Here is a 19,775-nt window from a genome sequence, read left to right on the forward strand (position 1 = left end):
TTTTATGATAGAGTGCCTTCTCTTTTTTGGCTAGTAAATAAGGTGAAAATATCCCCCGAGTAAAATATTACACATATGATTTGAAAAATCAAATCGCCTTTATCACTGAAGGAAAAGATGATGCTCTTCAATCTGTTGGAATTCAAAATATAGGTCAGACGTTACGTAAAGCCCAGTTAGCTTTTAATCAGTGGCTTAAGCAATCTGAAAAGATGCGAACAACTGAATCCCTGTTAAATATGTTGAACTTTGATTACTTTAAGCTTTTAGATGCTTTAACGATTGCACGGTCACGTAAGCATTTAGAGAAATATTACGATATAAAAGAAATAGGTTCATTTCCGAAACGCTTAAAACCTAGCAATCAATATGAGGATATTGATCGGTTAAATGAATTTCCTTCCATACAAGAAGTAAATAAGTTAATCAATCGATTAAACTTGAGCGCATATTCTCCGCTTAAATATATATTGCCAGAAAAGCAGCATGAATACAGCAAAAAATATGATCGCCGATTAAAAGGGGGTTCAGTTTTTAAGCAAATTGACCGTGAACGTAGCCTTGTTCACCTTATGCGTGTGAACTTATTAAAGCGAATGGAAAGTTCCATTTATGCTTTTGGTATGACGATTGCCTCGTTGTTAAAACGAATTGATCATCTTTTAGAACAGATAAAAAGGTTTGAGCAATATGGATCTCCTGAATTAAACATGAATGAAATGGATGTTGAAGATGAAGACATTGAAAATTTAGTCATTGGTTCAAAAGTTAAAGTACTCATTCAAGATGTCGATCGAATTAAATGGAAACAAGACTTAGAAGAGGATAAAGAAAAACTAGAAAAATTACTTATCGAAGCGTATAAAGTTCAGCCAGAACGAGATGCAAAACTGTCTCGACTAAAAACGATCATTTCAAACAAGATCAAGAATCCAATTAACGATAACAATAAAAAAGTAATCATTTTCACAGCTTTTGCTGATACGGCGAAGTATATTTATCGTGAACTTTCTGAATGGATATGGTCAAAGTATAAGCTACACTCTGCATTAATAACAGGTTCTGATAAAAATGAAACAACATTAAGTGAATCAAGGAAAAATTTAAACGCTATTTTAACGAACTTTTCTCCGAACTCAAAGGAACGGGAAGAAACAGATCCTAACATTACAGAAGAGATTGATATATTAATTGCTACAGATTGTATATCTGAAGGCCAAAATCTCCAAGATTGTGATTACTTAATCAATTATGATATACATTGGAACCCTGTACGAATTATACAGCGGTTTGGCCGGATCGATCGACTTGGTTCAAAAAACAAAGTGATTCAGCTCGTAAATTTTTGGCCGAACATGGATTTGGAAGAATATATTAATTTAGAATCACGTGTAAGTGGTCGAATGGTTTTGCTTGATATATCTGCTACAGGAGAAGAAAATGTTATTGACCACGATGAAACGAAGAAAATGAATGACTTGGAATATCGTGCAAAACAATTAAAGAAACTTCAAGAGGAAGTCGTGGATCTAGAAGACATAGCAGGTGGAATATCAATTACAGATTTAACATTAAACGATTTTAAAATGGATTTAATCGAATATATGAACAACGATGAACATAAAGAAGAGTTGGAATCAGCTCCACTAGGTTTACATGCAATTGCTTCATTAAAAAAAGCAAATCAGCTTGAAGCGAAAAAAGGGGTTATATTTTGTTTGAAGCAACGAGATGAGAACGTAAAAGTGAGAGAAACAAGTTCTATTTTCCCGCATTATCTTATTTATTTAACTATGGAAGGGGAAATATTGTTCGGTCTAGCAAAGACTAAACAAGTTCTAGATCTTTACCGAAAACTAGCATATCGTCAAACCGAATTAGAACATGAATTGATTTTACAATTTTTACAAGAAACAAAAGAGATGTCGCATATGACAGAATATGAAGATTTATTTGTTTCAGCAGTTGAATCCATTATTGGGGTTGTAGAAGAAAAAGGAATCGAATCATTATTTGAATTTGGAAAATCTACTTTTATCGAAGATGTAAACACCTCTTCAGATAATTTTGAGCTCGTTTCATTTCTTGTTATAAAGTAGGTGAACCAATTGAGGGAATGGTTGTTGAGTCACTTTGAATTTCCAGAACGTACAATTATAAATCGTAAAATCCCTAAGAAAACTCTTTTTTCACAAGTAGGTTTCTCCCCTACGGAAAAAGACTTATTTACTTCCGAAATTGAAGGAATTTATTTGTTAAGTATCATGAATGAAGATAGTATGAACTTACAAGCTTTTTATACCGATGAATTTAATTATGCTGAAGTGATTTGGATCTATGTTCGCTTACGCCGTAAAAACCAATTGAAGAAGATAGCTGAAACAATGCATAAAGCATTCCCAAATCCGAGCGTACTTGTCTTAAGTTTGCATAATCAAATCGCCCTTAGTACTGCACATAAAAGAGTAAATCAGAACGACAGAACAAAGGTAGTCATAGATGAGCCAATAATTACGAACCTATTTCATGGTAAAGAAGCGTTAACACCCTATAATAAATTATTAGGATCAATTACAAGTACAAAATTGTCAGTTGTGAACGTTTATGCACTATATGATGATTTACATCAATGGTTACGTTGTGAACCACTTATTCCATTGACTGATACCTTCTCTACAATACGTGAGACGCGTGAACAAATTATTAATATTTTGGATGACATTCATGAAAATCAAGATAAAATTCACCAATTAAAGCAAGAACAAAAACGACAAATTGAATTTTCTGTGCAAATGGATCTTCACATGGAAATAAAAAAGTGTGAAAAGCACATCAATGAGCAGATACACGAATTAAAGGGGTTATGTAATTAATGAAAAAGTTAGATGGTAAAACATTCCACGTAGTAGAGGATAATATTGAGAAATTAAAACAGATTTTCCCAGAAGTTTTTACTGAGAATAAGATTGATATCGACAAATTGTTGCTCACACTCGGTGAACACATCGAAAAGGACCAGGAACGATATGAATTTACATGGAAGGGAAAAACAGAAGCCATTCAACTTGCACAAAAACAAACGACAGGGACACTTCGTCCTTGTAAAGAAGAAAGTGTCAATTGGGATACGACTGAAAATCTTTATATTGAAGGGGATAATCTTGAAGTACTGCGGGTGTTGCAAAATTCCTATCGCAATAAAGTGAAAATGATTTATATTGATCCGCCATATAATACAAGAAAAGACTTTGTTTACAAAGATGATTTTCACGATAACGTAGCTAATTATAAAGAGAGAATGAATGAAAGTTACAAATCTAATGCCGATACAAGTGGAAGATACCATACAAATTGGTTAAATATGATGTACCCAAGACTAAAGATTGCTCGGAATGTGTTAAGAGAAGATGGTGTAATTTTTATTAGCATAGACGATAATGAATTGTACAATTTGAAAAAGTTATGTGATGAAATTTTTGGCGATGATAACTTTATAGCAACTATGGTATGGCATCAGGGGAGAAAGTCGGCCTCTAAAGCAATTGCAATTAACCATGAGTATTGTTTGGTTTACTGTAAAAACAAAAGTCACTCAGAATTTTCAATCAACAGTGATTATTATTGGAAGGAGAAAAAGCAGGGTATTGATACAATCTATAAAAAAGTCGAAGAATTGAAATTAAAATACAAAGATGATTTCACCGCTATGTCTGCTGAAATGAATAATTTTTATAATAATTTATCTAAGGATAATCCTGCGTTATCACATAGGCATTATAATAAAATTGATAAAAGGGGAGTATATTTTGCTGCAGATGCATCTGCACCAGATAATCCCGAAAAACGTTCGCACAAACCGTTAATTCATCCAATAACAAAGAAAGAAACAGCAACTCCAAGACTAGGTTGGCGATTCAATGAAGAAACGTTAGAACAATTATATAGGGACGATAGATTTCACTTTGGTATGGATGAAAAGACAATTCCTTGTATTAAACGCTATTTGCATGAAACTGAATATGAGGTTTCAAATAGTGTATTTTACAAAGATGGAAGAGGAGCATCTAATAGACTGAGAGCATTGATGGGAGGCAATGTATTTGATTTCCCAAAGGATGAAGAGATAATTTCTAAATTTATAAACATGTGCGTGAGAAAAGATGAACAATATATAATCCTTGATTTTTTCTCGGGTTCCTCAACAACCGCACATGCAGTTATGCAATTAAATGCCGAAGATAATGGTAATCGTAAATTTATCATGGTCCAACTTCCTGAACCAACTGATGAAAAATCTGAAGCATATAAAGCAGGGTATAAAAATATTTGTGAAATTGGGAAAGAACGTATACGCCGTGCAGGTAAGAAGATTTTAGAAGAACACAAAGATAAAGAGGGGATTGAAAATCTTGATATTGGCTTTAAAGTGTTTAAGCTTGATGAGACGAATTTAAAGCTGTGGGATGAGGAATCACTCGACTTAAAACGGGACATGCTCGATCTTATTGACCCGATTAAAGAAGGACGAACCGAAGAAGATGTCGTTTATGAAATTCTCTTAAAATACGGTCTCGAATTAACAGTACCTATTGAAGAGACAACAGTTGCCAATGCAACGGTGTATTCGGTTGGGATGGGATATTTGCTCATTTGTTTGGAAAGTGACTTGGAACTTATACAAATTGAGGAAATCGTAAAAGCGTACCCAGAATGCAAGCGAATTGTATTTTATGACGATAGTTTTAAAAATGATACAGTGCGCTTAAATGCACAACAAATTTTAAAACGCTACGGTATTGAGGATATTCGTGTGATCTGAGATAAGGGGAATATAAGTGATGAAATTTAAATTTGATGAACAGCAATATCAGCTTGATGCAATTCAAGCGATTACAGATATTTTTGAAGGACAGACGGTAAAAGTCTCAAACTTCACAGTGAGCATGGGTAATATTGTTGGACAAGAAGTAACAGAGCTTGGGATAGGGAATAAACTTGAACTCTCGGAAGCAGAATTGCTTGAAAACGTTCAAAAAATACAAATGCGCTATCATTTAAAGAAAAGTACAGATTTACAAGATTGGAATTTTACGGTTGAAATGGAAACAGGAACAGGGAAAACATATGTATATACGCGAACGATTTTTGAATTAAATAAAAAATATGGTTTTTCCAAGTTTATTATTGTCGTGCCAAGTGTTGCTATTCGTGAAGGGGTTTTTAAGTCATTTCAAATGACGGAAGAACATTTTTCTGAGTTGTATCCCGGTCAACATTGTCACTATTTTAAATATGATTCTTCAAAGCTGGAACAAGTGCGAGATTTTGCAACAAGTACGAATATAGAAGTGATGATTATAAATATAGATGCCTTTCGAAAAAGTTTTGAAGATCCTAAAAAGGAAAATAAAGCGAATTTAATTCACCGTGAACGTGACTCAATGAATGGTAAAAGACCAATTCAATTTATTCAAGAAACAAATCCAATCGTCATTATTGATGAGCCGCAAAGTGTTGATAATACTGACAAAGCAAAAGAGGCAATCGCTTCTTTAAATCCTCTTTGTAAATTACGGTATTCGGCAACCCATCGGGAGTCGTATAATTTAATGTATAAGCTTGATCCTGTAGACGCATACGAGCAAAAACTAGTAAAAAAGATTGAAGTGTTATCCGTGCATTCTGATGATGATTTTAATGATCCATACATTAAATTAATCAACGTTTCGAACATAAGTGGCTATAAAGCAACAATTGAAATCGATGAAAAAAAGAAAAATGGTATCGTCAAACGAGTACGTAAAGAAGTGAATCCAACTACGAAAAGCAATCTTTATCTTCTCTCTGGAGAGCGAGACTTGTATGATGGTTATATTGTTGAAGGAATTGATTGCTATCCTGGCAATGAATCGATTGAGTTTACAAATGGGAAGTTTTTAAAATTAGGTGAGTCAATCGGCGGAATTGATGAAGATTTACTGAAACGTTACCAAATCCGTGAAGCAATACGTACCCATTTGGATAAAGAAAAGTCTCTTGTTCATAAAGGGGTTAAAGTTTTGACGTTGTTTTTCATAGATAAAGTGGAAAATTATCGGATCTATCCGAAGGAAGGACCGTGGCAAAAAGGGAAATATGCCAAGATGTTTGAAGAAGAATATGAGAAGCTTCGTCGTCTTCCTAAATATCAGTTACTTTTTGACGAAGATGAATATATATCTAAATTTAACGCTTCAGAAGTCCATCACGGTTATTTTGCTCAAGACAAGAAAGGGAATTTTAAAGAGAGTAGGTTAAAAAAAGACGGAAGTCTACGAACAACACAAGCGGATGAGTCTGCATTTGAGCTGATAATGAAAGATAAAGAGAGGCTACTAAGTTTTCAGGAGCCTGTTCGATTTATTTTTTCTCACTCAGCGTTAAAAGAGGGATGGGATAATCCGAATGTTTTTCAAATCTGTACGCTTGTTGAAACTAAAGATCCATTGACGAAACGGCAAAAAATTGGACGAGGATTACGCTTAGCTGTTAACCAAAAGGGTGAAAGATTATACGATGACAATATTAATGTTCTCACAGTTATCGCAAATGAATCATATGAAGAATTCGCTGACTCTCTTCAAATAGAAATGGAAGAAGAAACTGGGGTTAAATTTGGTTATATAGAAGAGCATGATTTTGCTACAATTTCTTTTATTGACGAAGAAACAGGCGATACACGAGAATTAGGATATGATCCGTCGAAAGAGATTTTTCAATTTCTTATAAATGAAAATTACGTGTCAAAACAAGGTAAAATAAAGGATAATTTGAAACAAGATCTAGTAGCAGAAGTTTTTGAAGTACCTAAAGAATTTCACCACGTTCAAGACGGGGTAGAATATATAATAAGACAAGCGATTAAAAAGCTTCCTGTTTTTAATAAAAAGACTGCAGTAAACATTCGCCTTAATAAAGAAGTTTTAATTAGTGAGGAATTTAATCAACTATGGGAGAAAATAAAGTATAAAACAACGTATTCTGTTAATCTTGATACGGATAGATTGATTAAACAAAGTGTCAAAGCGATTCAACATCTTGACCCGGTTCGAGGGCGGAAAATTCGCCGTGAAAATGCTCTGTTGTCCATTGATAAATCGGGTGTATCTGGTGAAGGTCAGACGGTAAGAGTTTATGAAGCGTTAGAAGAAAAAAGACAGTTACCTGACATTATTCGGTATTTGCAAGAACAAACAAATCTGAAACGACGAACAATTGTCGATATCTTAATAAAATCAGATCGACTGAACGATTTTGAAAAAAACCCACAAGCTTTTATGGAAGCAGTAATGCAAATTATTAATCAAGAAAAGCGGAAGCTCATCATTGACGGAATTAAATATGAACGAATTGGCGATCATGCGTTTTATGAACAGTCGCTTTTTGAACATCAAGAGTTAGTTGGTTACATGAAAGCGAATGCGTTGGAAGTTACCGATGGAAAATCTGTTTACGACTATATTCGTTATGATTCTGATGTTGAAAGAGAATTTGCTGAACAGTTGAATCGAGATGAAGATGTGAAGCTATTTTTAAAACTACCGCCATCATTTGTAATTGACACTCCACTCGGAGATTATAATCCTGATTGGGCTGTTTTGATCGAAAAGGACGGCATTGAATCTCTTTATTTTGTTGTAGAAACAAAAGGCTCAACAGCTCAAGAAGACTTAAGGCTAAAAGAAGACGGAAAAATCATTTGCGGACGCAAACATTTTGAAGCACTGGAGACTGACGTGGAGTATAAACTCGCAAGCAATTTCCAAGAATTGAAAGAAATGGTATAAATTAATTTACTTTTGACGAGGGCAGCAAGAATATACTTCTGCTCTCGTTTTTATTTTGGGGGGGATCACAATTGAGCAATTCGTTAGAGAAAGTGTTTAACTATATTAAGGAGTCGAAGCGTTTACCAGTCCTTTTCGTAGGTTCTGGAGTATCAAAAAGATATACGACAAATGATTATACTTGGAAAGAATTCTTGGTTAAATGCATTGAACAATATAATAAAAATCCGCACAACAAGTATATGTGGTATAAAGAAAAAGCGCAGTCGGAAACTAAGAAGGTAATAAATATGGATGAAATCAATCAAATAATCGGCGGATATGTGGAAAGGGATTTTAATCTTGCCTATTATAACGGTGAAATTACAGGTTTGAATGTAAATGAAGGACAATCACCAGTAAAAGTATTTATTAGTCAACTGCTTTCAAACTATATAATTAAAGAGGAAAAACAGTCGGAGATAGCTTTGTTAAAAAAATTAAAAGAGAAAATGCTAACCGTTATTACAACTAATTATGATAACTTTTTAGAAAAATTTGTTTTTACTAATTACGAAACGATTGTTGGACAACAAATTTTTTGGGGTAATGATAAAGGTTCATTATTGAAAATTCATGGTTCATATTCTGAAGTTAACTGATGTCCTAAATAATAATTTCACATTTTTAGTATGCTTAAGATTTTCCAATCTTTATCTTTTATTTGCTTATCGATAAAGTTAATGTGGTCTAAATGATATCTAATGTGAGCAATTTCGATTTGGATTGTCATGTAAGCTTCCGATTGTGTTAAATAAATGTTGTCATCCTTTTTCTTACAAATGGGGAGCTGCTTTTTGCTTAAATTGTAGCAATAAACTCTTGATCACGATTACGGTTAGGCTTTTCGCCATCAGTTGTTAGAAAGTCTGTCCATCGTGAGTGCGTATTCCCATTTAAGTGTTTAATAATGATGGCGATGCTATTCGATTCTTCACTCGCTTTCCAATGTAGTTCTTCTTTGAAAAAGCTGCTTCGGCTCTTTTTTAAAATGATGAAATTGTTTAAGTACGATGTTAAGGTATTCTTTTTCATTCATTCGTTTTTCTCCTTACCTATTCATTTTTATTATTCCTTCATGAGTTAAAAAGTTACCAATGAGAGAATAAGACGGGCAGTCGTTTGCATAAACGTGAATACAACGGGTTGTTTGAAAGAGGTGACGGCTTTGCTTGTCAAATTCCTCGGTTTTTTGTTGTATGCGAATATTTTATTAACGGGTGTTTTATATGTTTATTTAAGGAATAGGCGTCAGTTTATTCGGTTTCAAGATGGGATTAATATTGCGACGATGGTGGGTGGATTTATTGCGGTTATTTGTGGCGTAATTTTAATTTATCAGTTTCCGTTTCATTATGTTGTTGTTACGATCATCACAACCTTGATTGGAATCGTTGTCGGAGCATGTTTTGGTGCACTGTTTAACCTTGAAACACTTTTAACTGGTTATACCCATGGAATGATGATGGGTTTGATGTCTCCGATGATTGGTGCAGCAGCCAAAAATAGTATCGCTTTTCTCATATTTCTTGAGCTGTTCTTTCTTACTTCTTTGTTTATCGCTTTTCGTTTCACAGGACAGAGGAGTGAAACGCTGTGATATTATTTATTTTACTATTGAATGTTGTATGTGGCTGTTTGTTTTATTTCACATTGAAAAAAAGAAAATATACTATTCCTGAACGGACAGCATTGCTCATTATTTTATACACGAGCGGAGTCATGAGTTTAACGATTACGATGAACGTACAGTTATTGTTACATCTTTACAACTATTCAATGTTCATTACGACATTGATAGGTTTGGGAATTGGAGTCGGATTCGGTTCAATTTTTACTCGGGAGTCCATCATTATGGGCTATAATCACGGATTTATTGGCGGATTGATGGGTGCGATGTTAAGTGCGGTAATACTTAACCCAAGCTTATGTGGATTGCCAGCATCCTACGGGAACTCGATCGGAAAAAATGCATTTATTTTTAGCTTGTTTAGTTTTTTTTTATCAGCTTTATCAATTTTTACTTTCCACGTGTCAATAGTCCGTCATCCATTCCGTTCAAACGGACGTCAGTGCTAACGATGTCGAGTTAAAATGCAGGCTGCAGACAGACGAAGTTATGCCACGGATGCGCGTGCAACAGGTCAATGAATGAATAAAGGTGTGAAGAAATGTTGAGCAAACGTAAGGTAATGGTTTTTTTTATTGTCGGTTTTCTCGGTTTTTGTGTCGTTTTTTTGTTGTGGCCAAAAAATGATAAGCTTCCTGTGTTTGGCTCAATTAAAGATTATCATTTTGAAGATATTTATCATGGACCGCATCATTTAACGAATGACAAAGTGAAAATTGCGACGTTTTTTTATACACGTTGTCCCGATATTTGTCCGTTAACAATGAGTGATTTTACAGAGTTACAAGCAAAGCTAAAACAAGCAGGTATGTTTGGAGATGATGTGGAGATTGTTTCGATCTCATTTGATCCAGAACATGATACAGAGGATGTTTTGCGAAACTACGCTCGCAGTTTTCAAGCCGATCCTGTCGGGTGGAAATGGCTACGTGGAACACCGGATGTTACGAAACAGCTTGCAGAAGAACTTAGTGTACAGTATAAGCAAATCGATGAGCATTTTTATTCACATTCGACAACGATGTTTTTAATTGACCAAAAAAACCAAGTACGTAGTCTTTACGATATGGCGTATCAAAGTAAGCCGGTTGACATAGAAAAAATATTTGAAGATATTCACTATTTAGTAAGTAAGCGCCGCTAGAGCGCTTTTTTTTTATACACATAGAACGAAAGTATTGATTAGTTTGTTGAGTTTTGCCGAATAAACAAAAAAGTTAAGGAAATAGATTGTGAGAATCGTAGGTTACGTAGTAGAATATGTAGAGAATGAAGTGTGTAATGAAGGGTGCTTGGAAAAGGGAATGAAAAGGAATAGGAAACTTTTTAACAAAGCAGAGAAAATAGTGATTTCCGTTTCAGTTGTTGCGATTGTGCTGTTCGTGCAAGTCGTCTCCTTATATTCTGATAAAAGGGCGGAAGTGCGTGCGACGACAGGGGAACAAGTTAAACATGAACAAGTCCTTGATGGGATTCAACAGGATGAATCCGGAAAAAAAGAAGATCCATTATCGATAGAGAAGGAGAAACAACATAAAACGGAACCTAAACAAGAGCAGTCAACTGTTACGAAAAAAGAAAAAGCGAATGAAGATAAAGTGGACAAGCATGGGGAAGTGAACAAAGAAGAACCAATAAAAGCGAAAACAGATAAGAAACAGTCTAGTAAACGCAAAGTAGCTTATTTGACGATTGACGATGGTCCTTCAGAGGTTGAACATGGAATACTAGATTTACTTGCTGAATATGATGCGACAGCAACATTTTTTATGCTAGAACCATCAATGCGGAAATATCCTGATGCCGTTAAAAGAATCGTTGATGAAGGGCACGTTCCCGCACTTCATGGTGTAACGCACGATGCAAAAAAGTTTTATCGTTCGAAAGATTCCGTATTACAGGAAATGAACAAGGCGCAGAAAACATTAGAAGAGATAACCGGAGTTCAGTCTACTCTCATTCGCACACCGTACGGAAGCTCACCGAATATGACGCCTGCATATAGGCAAGCCGTTAAGGAAAATGGGTATCAACTTTGGGATTGGAATGTGGATAGTAGAGACTGGAAATATATGAACGGAGCATTTGTCCAACATTCGATTGAACAAATTGAATATGTTACTAGTAAAGGAGAAGATCCGCTCATTTTAATTCATAGCAGGGGCACAACGTTGAAGCACCTTCCTAAGTTACTTGATTATTTAGTAGAACAAGGATACTCACTTGAAGGATTAGATGATTCGATGGAAACATATGTATTACCGTAGTCTTTCGTTTATGCGAAAGACTATTTATTTATAACAGAAAGTAGCAAAGGAGCATATCCGTCTCCACTTCATGGATACGCAGAACGAAGGAATGTATGGAACTTAATCTGGAAAGAAATGGGGGGTGAGCGACCATGAGTGATGTGGAGACTTTAGGCACGGCCACATCCCTAACTTCCAAACTAATCCAGTAGTCTGTTTGGATGGATTATTTCACCCTGTTAGAATATTTGGTAATTTTCCACATATGAGGTAGGAATACACTAGATGAAAAATAAATATCTATGAATTATTGAGAATAAGCGAGAGTTTGGAAGATAATCTTACTAGATTAAGGGAGGTGTTACCCATGTGCGAGTAAAATTGGAATGATCATTTTGTTAGGTTGGCTCGGGATTATTCTTGGGGGTTTAACGTATCTTACTGTAAAAAAGAAAGATTCAACACTGATTTCCGGGTTTTCAAATCGCCCGAAAGAAGAACAAGAACAGTTAAAAAAGAACGGATACGTCGATGCGGTCGGTAAATTGTTGCTTGCAACGTTTATAATTTACGTTGTTACGTACGTGTTATGGATTTTTTCTGTTCCATACAGTTTAGAAGTTGGGTTCTCCGTTTTATTACTCGAAGTCTTGGTTGGCACCCTTTGGATTCAATGGTATGAAGTTCTACATAAACGAAAAAAGATGTATTGGATTGTCGGAACAGTTGCTTTCGTTGTCGTTGTTTCTATTGGAGTTCTTACATATTTCGGTTTGGTAGAGAATGAAGTAACGATCGAAGATAACGTGTTAGTCGTGTCAGGAATGTACGGGGTTGAGTGGGAGCTAAGTGATATTCAAACGGTTGAACTGTTAGATGAGCTTCCAGACGTGTTAATAAGAACGAACGGATTTGCAACTGAAGGTCAATTAAAAGGCCGCTTTTTATTAGAGAAGCCTTATGAAGGAGGATTGCTGTATGTTCGAACAAAAGCGGATCCACCTTATCTCTATGTTGCAACTGATGAAGATTACTTCATTTTAAATCGAAAGGATAGTGAAGAGACTCAAAAATTATATGAGACAATTAAAAAAGATTAAAAGAACACAGCATATTTATTCGACTATTCTGAAATCTTTTGTTACCCTTAAAAAAGGGGGGATTGTCGATGACGCTTCAAACGAAAAGTGAATCATTTCAAATTCAACTAGAGGATCATCTTGTCCTTCGTGGGAATGTGCATGGGCCGAAACAAAGATTAGAAGCGGAGTTGCCTGTTATTGTCATTTGTCACGGATTTAAAGGGTTTAAGGATTGGAATTTTTTTCCTCATTTAGCGAACCAGCTTGCGATGAATGGGTTTTACGCGATTCGGTTCAATTTTTCTCACAATGGTGTAGGAGAAGCAGGTAGTCATTTCGATGAACTGGACAAATTTGCAGTTAATACATATTCACGAGAACAGGCGGATTTAGTTGCTTTGCTCAATGAAATGGTAAGCCGTAACCTTCCGTTTTCACATAAATTTAACTTAAAAAGAATTGGCCTTGTTGGGCATAGCCGTGGTGGTGCGAACAGCATCATTTTTGCAGCAGAACACCCCGAAATCCGAGCGGTTGTAACATGGAACGGTGTATCAAACGTTGATTTTTTTACAGATGATTTAAAAAGAGAAATTCGCGAAAATGGTGTTGGTTACATTGTGAACGCAAGAACGAAAGAAAAAATGCCACTAAAAAAAAATGTCTTTGAAGATATTGAACAAAATAAACAACGGTTTCATGTGATGAGTCATCTAAAACGTATGTCAACGCCTGTGCATATTATTCAAGGTGATTCCGATAGCGAGTGGCTCGTAACTGGAGCGAAGAAAATGCAAAAAACCGCACCAATTCATTCGTTAGCCATGATTTCTGGTGGTGACCACACGTTTAATGCTGTTCATCCGCTCATAGAGATTCCGAAACAACTACAGGAAGCAATGAAAGAGACCATTCAATTTTTTAATAAACGTTTAATGTAATCTGTGTGTGTTTTAATTTGATTAAGGCAGAATTTTCGTGAAGTGAATCTTAACGATATTGGACGGTTGCAGAAGAGTGGAAAATATTTAAGTCCATTTTCCGAAAGAGTCTCCCTCCTTAAGAAGTAGGAAGGGTGACTCTTTCGGACTGTTGAGAAATGTTTGATAAGTCGTTGCTCGTCTTCACAAGAACAATAAGTTCCATTCTAATCTTCGTTCGGCTGCACGCCTAGTCTTCAATCGTGTTCATTCAAACCGAGTTTGTAGTGTATCATCATCCATAAACTGTAGGTATGGTATGAATTGTTGCATATGTTGTTTTGTTTCTTCATATCGTTGAGCTGCGTTCGATAATTTGTTGTTCGTTAAGCTGTGCATCGGTAAGATCCGATAATTTTTCCAATTTTGAAAGTGGATATATGTCGGTAAAAAGCTCGGTGAATGGACGCGAACCGTCGCTTCTCCATCAAATTCAACTTTTTCTACTTCGACTTGTAATATTCCGCCAATACGGCGATAATGATCATGCTTTGCTTCTTGAGCGGCTAAAAAATTTCCGAGGGAATATGCAACAAATGTTTCATGTCCTTCTTTACTCTGTACAAAATCGACAGGTTGTAAAACGTGCGGATGATGTCCAAAAATGATGTGCGCACCTGCGTTAGCAATAAATTGCGTAAGTTCTTTTTGATTTTCGTTTGGCATGCGTTCATATTCATTACCGAAATGCAAGCTCACAACGACGACATCGGAAAGTTCTTTCGCTTCGTGAATGTCGGCTTCAATTTTTTCTTTATCAATTAAATTTACGAGGTAAGGTTTTCCTTTCGGAACTGGAATGCCGTTTGTTCCATATGTATACGCTAAAAATGAGAATGAAATTCCATTTCTTTCGAGTGTGCGTATCGTTGCTCGATCGTCTTCATTGCGGTAGGCTCCCACATAAGGCATGCCAATTTCATCCCAATGATTTAACGCATTCATGATTGCTTTTTCGCCACGATCAAGTGTATGGTTGTTTGCAATGGAAACGATATCTACACCTGAACGTTGTAGTGTATCTCCAATTTCAAAAGGACTATTAAATTGTGGATATGTCGATAGGCCGAGCTCTTTCCCACCGATCATCGATTCCTGGTTTGCTATCGTAATATCTGCTTTCTCTAAATATGGTTTAACAGCTGCAAACATATCGTCAAAATGATAGGTGTCACCGTTTTCAGCATCACGGTAGATCGAACCGTGGAGTAAAACGTCTCCTACTCCAGCAACAGTAGCGTTCGATACGACTGGCTCGGGTTTAACTTCTCGTTGCTCAATGATTTCATCATCAACAACTGGAGGATGATCCTTTGCCTTTTCCTGCAATTCTGTGCAACCCGTAAAGGCGAGTAAAGTGGTTAAAATAATTAAAAATGAATAAGTGCTAATGCTTTTCATAAAAACAATCCTTTTCTAATTCACCGAAAAAAGCAGGGTGACTTTTTACCTATATTAGCATAACAGTGTATCAACATCATTATTTTTTGTACTACAATTTCAGATAGTTTTCTTGCAAAATTTCTGTAAAGGAGGGTTCGGCTTTTGGGAGATTTATCATCGCTAGTAACAAAGTCATTTTTACATAAGGCGTGGGAAAAGTCAGCGTTTAAACAGTTGACAGAAATTCAAAAAAAAGCGATTCCGCTTATTCTCGAACGGAAAGATGTCATGGCAGAATCACCGACGGGTACAGGAAAAACGCTTGCTTACGTCATTCCAGTTTTAGAAACAATAACGAATGATTCAAAAAATGTCGAAGCCGTTATTCTTGCACCTTCACGTGAATTAGTGATGCAAATTAATGACGTCATTCAACAATGGAGCGAAGGGAGTTCCATGACGAGTGCGACATTAATTGGAGGAGCGAACATTAAGAGACAAATTGAACGTCTTAAAAGTCATCCGAAAGTGATTGTCGGTACACCTGGTCGGATTTTGGAGTTAATAAAAGCAAAAAAATTAAAAATGCACGAAGTCAAAACAATTGTTCTTGACGAAGGTGACCAGCTGCTTATTTCTGAACATCAAGAAAGTATTGAATTAATCATTCGTACGACAATGAAGGATCGGCAACTCGTCATGTTTTCAGCAACACTTCCAGAAAGCACGCTTAAAATTGGGCGAACTTTAATGGATAACCCAATCTTAATTCAATCGGGAACTACGGAAAACAATGTTGAACATCTGTATATCTTGGCGGATAAGCGTGATAAGCCTGAAATTGTGCGGAAACTTGTAAAAGGACAGCCGATGACTGCATTATTATTCGCAAGAGATATCGGGAACTTAAATGTTTTATCACAGAGGCTTAATTATAAAGGTGTCGAACATCGTGTGCTCCATAGTGAATCGACGAAACAAGAACGTGTCGATGCCATTCGAAATTTTAGAAAAGGCACGCATTCATTGCTACTCGCAACAGATATTGCAGCGCGTGGATTAGACATTCATAACGTTAGCCATGTGATACACTATGACGTATCAAAAGATTCGACTCAATATACCCATCGTTCTGGAAGAACTGGGCGAATGGGCGCATCAGGAACAGTGATTTCAATTGTAACGAAAAGTGAAGAAAAAAAGTTGAAAAAAATCGCACATCATCTCAATATTTCAGTGAAAGAAAAAATCCTTTATAAAGGAAAACTGACAAATCAGCAACAGAAAAATGTCAATAAACGAAAACCACATAAGAAAACGAAGCACTCTAGAAATGCAAAAAAATAGCATATTCATTTGATTATAAACCGCACGTAGTTTTATGTTACAAAGGGTGCGGTTAAATCATTTTTGAAATTTTTTGAGCTCATGCCAAATGACTTCTGTCGCGTTCATATGTGTGCTCGTTTTGCCAATTTTACTTTCTTTTGCATATTGTGGACCACCTGGCCACGTATGACCACCGCCTGCAACTTTGTAAAAAACAACTTCAACATCGTTCGCAGGACTAGCGTAAGTTGTTTTAATAATCTCCGTGTTGTCGTCGTTCGCTTTTTTTGTAAGTTTTTTAACGGCTTGTTTTGCATCTAATCCGTTTGCATTTTTCCAAAAGCGAACCGTGTCATCAGCGGATAAAGAATCCCCTTGTACACCATCGTAGGGCACAATTGGATCATCTGTCCCCATTATAAGCACGACTGATACAGGAACATTCGGCTTTTGTGACGCAATTGGAGCAGCTAGCGTTCCCGCAACAGCACCGATGCCTGAAATTCGCTCAGAAAGCTCAACACCTAAACGATTCGCGAAAAAAGCACCGTTCGACATTCCTGTCGCATAGATTCGTGATGAATCAATATTGTAATGGTTTTCGAAATAATCGAGTACTTTTGAAATAAACTGAACATCATCGATTCCCGCACGAAACGCTGGTGTGTCAAATCTTCCATCATTCCATTGCCGTTCATGTCCGCGCTTCAAATTCGGTTCGTTGACGACGGCACTGTTTGGAAAAACGGCGATAAATCCTTCTCTCTCAGCTAACGTATCAAAATTTGTTAATTTGATTATATTTTCAGAAGTGCTACCTCTTCCGTGAAAAGAAAAGACAAGTGGCACTGATACGTCGCTAGAATATGAGGTCGGAACGTAATAATCAAATGTTCTTTCTTGTCCTTGGAAAGTAATCTTGTTGTGCTGTAAGCCCGTTCGCTGTTCAGCCTGTAATGCAAACGCTGTTAATATGAAAAGGAAAGAAACTGGAATTAGTATCGAAACGACCCTACGTATTATGTCCATGATGTTATGACCTCCTCCTGCTTATTATGCAGTTAATGTCTCGGTCACTATTCAGAAAAAGTAAAAGCTCTTTCTTTCGTTTGAAAGAGTTAAGTAGATTTTTGTTTGTCTCCAATGCGATTTATTACTAACAACCGAATCTCATTAAACGAAATCGCGAAAATAATCAACACAATTCCGATCCATTGTACCCACGTTACGGTTTCTGACAAGATGACACTCGCAGCGATGATGGCTACTGGCAACTCAATCGAACCGAGTATCGTTGCTAAGCTTGACGATAGGTGTGGCGCACTAATCGAAAAACATAATGGAGGCAAGACTGCCCCGAATAAAGCTCCGCCTAAACCGTATAGCCAATATGATTGGAATATGGAATCTGTAAATAAAAACGTCGGGCGAAAAATTATGAAGACTAAAATTAACGATCCCGTGATCATGAGCAGTGCACGTAGCAAAGGGTCAATTTGTGTTGCGACTCGCCCGCTCACTAAAATAAACGCTGCATAGGAAAATGCTGATAACAGTCCGAACATTATTCCAATCATCGGAAGTTTGGATATGCCACCTGTCATGACGTTCGCAGCAAAAAAGACGCCAATTAACGTTAAAACAACGCTAATGATCGTCGGAATGGTCGGTTTACGTTTATCTAATATCCATTCATAAAGGACGCCAACCCAAACGAATTGGAATAATAAAATAATCGCAATCGAAGCAGGTACATGCTGCATCGATGTGTAATAAAAGATTCCGGTAATTCCGTTAAACGTTCCGGCTAGCATTAAAGATAACGTTTGCTTGTTCGTTACCGTGAATTTGATTCGTTTTAAAAAGGCGAGCATCCATAAAATCGCCGTTGCTAAAATCATTTGACTAACAATTAACTGCGATAATGTGAAATTTGCAGCAAAGTTAAGTTTAACAAATACAGGTGTAAATCCGAATAAACCAGCACCGATTGTAAAGATCGTAATGGCTTGCCAATGCTTCATTTAATCGTCTCTCTTTTCTCATTCTAGTCATTAATCATATAGTAGCATAATTAATATTATCGTTAGAAAAAGTGTTGCACAATTTTGCTTAAGCCATATAACTTGCATCAGTTAGACAAAAAGGGGTATGTTTCGAGCCAGTTTATTGTCATTTTTGATTGTATTTCTTACACATAGTGTTATTTAGTACGATGATTCTTAATTAGATATATTTGTGCACGTTGCGCTCCCCGTAATTCATTTTAGGCGAGAATATTGTGGGGACTGTGATTAATGCTTTCATTGGGGCCGCTTTTTCAATGGATTAGCACGAGGATAACATAATGGGAATGATTCTTTCCATCTTTTATGGTCTCGGAATTATGCTTTTTATGTGACAGAGGGGGGAATCCCAAGCGGATTACATAGACTTCTTTACGATGTTGGGACATTGTTTACAATCGTACGTGTTGCTAGTTACTTTATGGATTGACACATCGATTTCAAGAACGATGCTTTCGCAACAGGGTTTGTTTTTCTAGTCAATTTTGTGTTTTCGCCGAAACGAGGATCATTACAAAATGTGTTCGGTCGACAAAAGCGGATTAAGAGAATAGATCCTCGAGTGTTTCCTGAACGGTGTTGAATTGAAATGTAAATCCATGCTGAAGTGCTTTTTCAGGAAGCACACGCTGGCCTTTGAGAATGAGCATGCTCATTTCCCCTAACATCGTTTTTAATACAAAAGCGGGTACCGGTAGCCAGTGAGGACGTTTCAGTACACGGCTAACTGTTTTTCCGAATGTCTTCATTTGGACTGGATTCGGTGCCGTTACATTTACTTTCCCACTTAGGTCTTTTTGTTCGATCGCGAACAAAATGAGCTTGCAAACGTCGTTGATATGTATCCAAGAAATCCATTGTTTTCCATTTCCAATCGTACCACCTGTAAATAATTTATATGGGAAAACGAGCCGGGGAAGAGCACCTTCATTTCGATCTAATACAACACCGAATCGCATGTAAACCGTACGAATTCCTTCATTTTCGATCCGTTTTCCAATCTGCTCCCAATTCGAAACGACTTTCGCAAGAAAATCATTTCCCGCCTGCTCATGCTTTTCTGTGAACGTTTCAGTGTCCGATGTTCCGTAAAACCCAATTGCTGAAGCTTGAATCAGGTCTGAGGAGTAAAAATTCTTCGAGATAATCTTCCCTCAACATGTGATAAATATGGGATAATTTAACTGTATT

At 36.4% G+C, this 19,775-nt stretch carries 18 protein-coding genes; 12 read left to right on the forward strand and 6 right to left on the reverse strand.

Annotated features, from left to right (window positions below; all coding sequences use genetic code 11):
- The first annotated feature begins 80 nt into the window (after positions 1-80).
- The 5 genes from ABU914_RS13955 (at position 81) to ABU914_RS13975 (ending at position 8,467) form a co-directional block, all read left to right on the forward strand.
- On the forward strand, positions 81-2,099 hold the full coding sequence (locus tag ABU914_RS13955) for a helicase-related protein (protein WP_379670314.1): 2,019 nt from the start codon (positions 81-83) through the stop codon (positions 2,097-2,099).
- A gap of 24 nt (positions 2,100-2,123) precedes the next feature.
- Entirely contained in the window at positions 2,124-2,873 is a 750-nt protein-coding gene (locus ABU914_RS13960) for a DUF4391 domain-containing protein (protein WP_379670315.1), read from the forward strand.
- Positions 2,873-4,819, forward strand: coding sequence for a site-specific DNA-methyltransferase (locus ABU914_RS13965; protein ID WP_379670316.1), 1,947 nt, complete (start codon positions 2,873-2,875; stop codon positions 4,817-4,819). The genes ABU914_RS13960 and ABU914_RS13965 overlap by 1 nt, the downstream gene beginning before the upstream one ends.
- A 19-nt stretch (positions 4,820-4,838) precedes the next feature.
- On the forward strand, positions 4,839-7,826 hold the full coding sequence (locus ABU914_RS13970; protein ID WP_379670317.1) for a type III restriction-modification system endonuclease: 2,988 nt from the start codon (positions 4,839-4,841) through the stop codon (positions 7,824-7,826).
- Between the two features lie 71 nt (positions 7,827-7,897).
- Positions 7,898-8,467 carry an SIR2 family protein gene (locus ABU914_RS13975; protein WP_379670318.1) on the forward strand — a complete coding sequence of 190 codons (570 nt, stop codon included), beginning with the start codon at positions 7,898-7,900 and terminating at the stop codon, positions 8,465-8,467.
- Positions 8,468-8,484: 17 nt separating this feature from the next.
- Here ABU914_RS13975 and ABU914_RS13980 read toward each other — a convergent pair whose 3' ends face one another.
- Both ABU914_RS13980 and ABU914_RS13985 read right to left on the reverse strand, forming a co-directional pair.
- Positions 8,485-8,598, reverse strand: a complete 114-nt coding sequence (locus ABU914_RS13980; protein WP_379670319.1) for a DUF1572 family protein — start codon at positions 8,596-8,598, stop codon at positions 8,485-8,487.
- A 68-nt stretch (positions 8,599-8,666) separates the two neighbouring features.
- Complete coding sequence (locus tag ABU914_RS13985) at positions 8,667-8,900, reverse strand: DUF1572 family protein (protein ID WP_379670320.1); 234 nt, start codon at positions 8,898-8,900, stop codon at positions 8,667-8,669.
- A 124-nt stretch (positions 8,901-9,024) separates the two neighbouring features.
- On the opposite strand from ABU914_RS13985, the gene ABU914_RS13990 reads away from it, so the two are divergent.
- The 6 genes from ABU914_RS13990 to ABU914_RS14015 all read left to right on the forward strand — a co-directional run bounded on the left by ABU914_RS13990 (position 9,025) and on the right by ABU914_RS14015 (position 13,767).
- A complete protein-coding gene (locus ABU914_RS13990) occupies positions 9,025-9,465 on the forward strand; it encodes a hypothetical protein (RefSeq protein WP_379670330.1) in 441 nt (146 codons plus the stop codon).
- On the forward strand, positions 9,462-9,944 hold the full coding sequence (locus ABU914_RS13995) for a hypothetical protein (protein WP_379670321.1): 483 nt from the start codon (positions 9,462-9,464) through the stop codon (positions 9,942-9,944). Before ABU914_RS13990 ends, ABU914_RS13995 begins: the two co-directional genes overlap by 4 nt.
- 92 nt (positions 9,945-10,036) lie before the next feature.
- Positions 10,037-10,639, forward strand: a complete 603-nt coding sequence (locus ABU914_RS14000) for an SCO family protein (RefSeq protein WP_379670322.1) — start codon at positions 10,037-10,039, stop codon at positions 10,637-10,639.
- 160 nt (positions 10,640-10,799) lie between these two features.
- The gene (locus tag ABU914_RS14005; RefSeq protein WP_379670323.1) at positions 10,800-11,762 is read left to right on the forward strand and encodes a polysaccharide deacetylase family protein; all 963 of its coding nucleotides are present in this window, start codon (positions 10,800-10,802) and stop codon (positions 11,760-11,762) included.
- A gap of 368 nt (positions 11,763-12,130) precedes the next feature.
- On the forward strand, positions 12,131-12,844 hold the full coding sequence (locus tag ABU914_RS14010; protein ID WP_379670324.1) for a DUF3784 domain-containing protein: 714 nt from the start codon (positions 12,131-12,133) through the stop codon (positions 12,842-12,844).
- A 68-nt stretch (positions 12,845-12,912) separates the two neighbouring features.
- Positions 12,913-13,767, forward strand: coding sequence for an alpha/beta hydrolase family protein (locus ABU914_RS14015; protein ID WP_379670325.1), 855 nt, complete (start codon positions 12,913-12,915; stop codon positions 13,765-13,767).
- A gap of 246 nt (positions 13,768-14,013) precedes the next feature.
- Here the strand turns inward: ABU914_RS14015 and ABU914_RS14020 are convergent, their stop codons facing one another.
- Positions 14,014-15,207 carry a CapA family protein gene (locus tag ABU914_RS14020; protein ID WP_379670326.1) on the reverse strand — a complete coding sequence of 398 codons (1,194 nt, stop codon included), beginning with the start codon at positions 15,205-15,207 and terminating at the stop codon, positions 14,014-14,016.
- Between the two features lie 144 nt (positions 15,208-15,351).
- On the opposite strand from ABU914_RS14020, the gene ABU914_RS14025 reads away from it, so the two are divergent.
- Positions 15,352-16,536 (forward strand): DEAD/DEAH box helicase, encoded by a 1,185-nt coding sequence (locus ABU914_RS14025; RefSeq protein WP_379670327.1) that lies wholly within the window; start codon positions 15,352-15,354, stop codon positions 16,534-16,536.
- Between the two features lie 57 nt (positions 16,537-16,593).
- Here the strand turns inward: ABU914_RS14025 and ABU914_RS14030 are convergent, their stop codons facing one another.
- The 3 genes from ABU914_RS14030 to ABU914_RS14040 form a co-directional block, all read right to left on the reverse strand.
- The gene (locus ABU914_RS14030; RefSeq protein ID WP_379670328.1) at positions 16,594-17,547 is read right to left on the reverse strand and encodes a CE1 family esterase; all 954 of its coding nucleotides are present in this window, start codon (positions 17,545-17,547) and stop codon (positions 16,594-16,596) included.
- 89 nt (positions 17,548-17,636) lie between these two features.
- Complete coding sequence (locus ABU914_RS14035; protein WP_379670329.1) at positions 17,637-18,542, reverse strand: EamA family transporter; 906 nt, start codon at positions 18,540-18,542, stop codon at positions 17,637-17,639.
- A 584-nt stretch (positions 18,543-19,126) separates the two neighbouring features.
- On the reverse strand, positions 19,127-19,732 hold the full coding sequence (locus tag ABU914_RS14040) for a TIGR01777 family oxidoreductase (RefSeq protein ID WP_379670331.1): 606 nt from the start codon (positions 19,730-19,732) through the stop codon (positions 19,127-19,129).
- Positions 19,733-19,775: the final 43 nt, after the last annotated feature.

Source organism: Pueribacillus sp. YX66 (assembly GCF_041725775.1).
GTDB lineage: Bacteria > Bacillota > Bacilli > Bacillales > UBA6769 > Pueribacillus.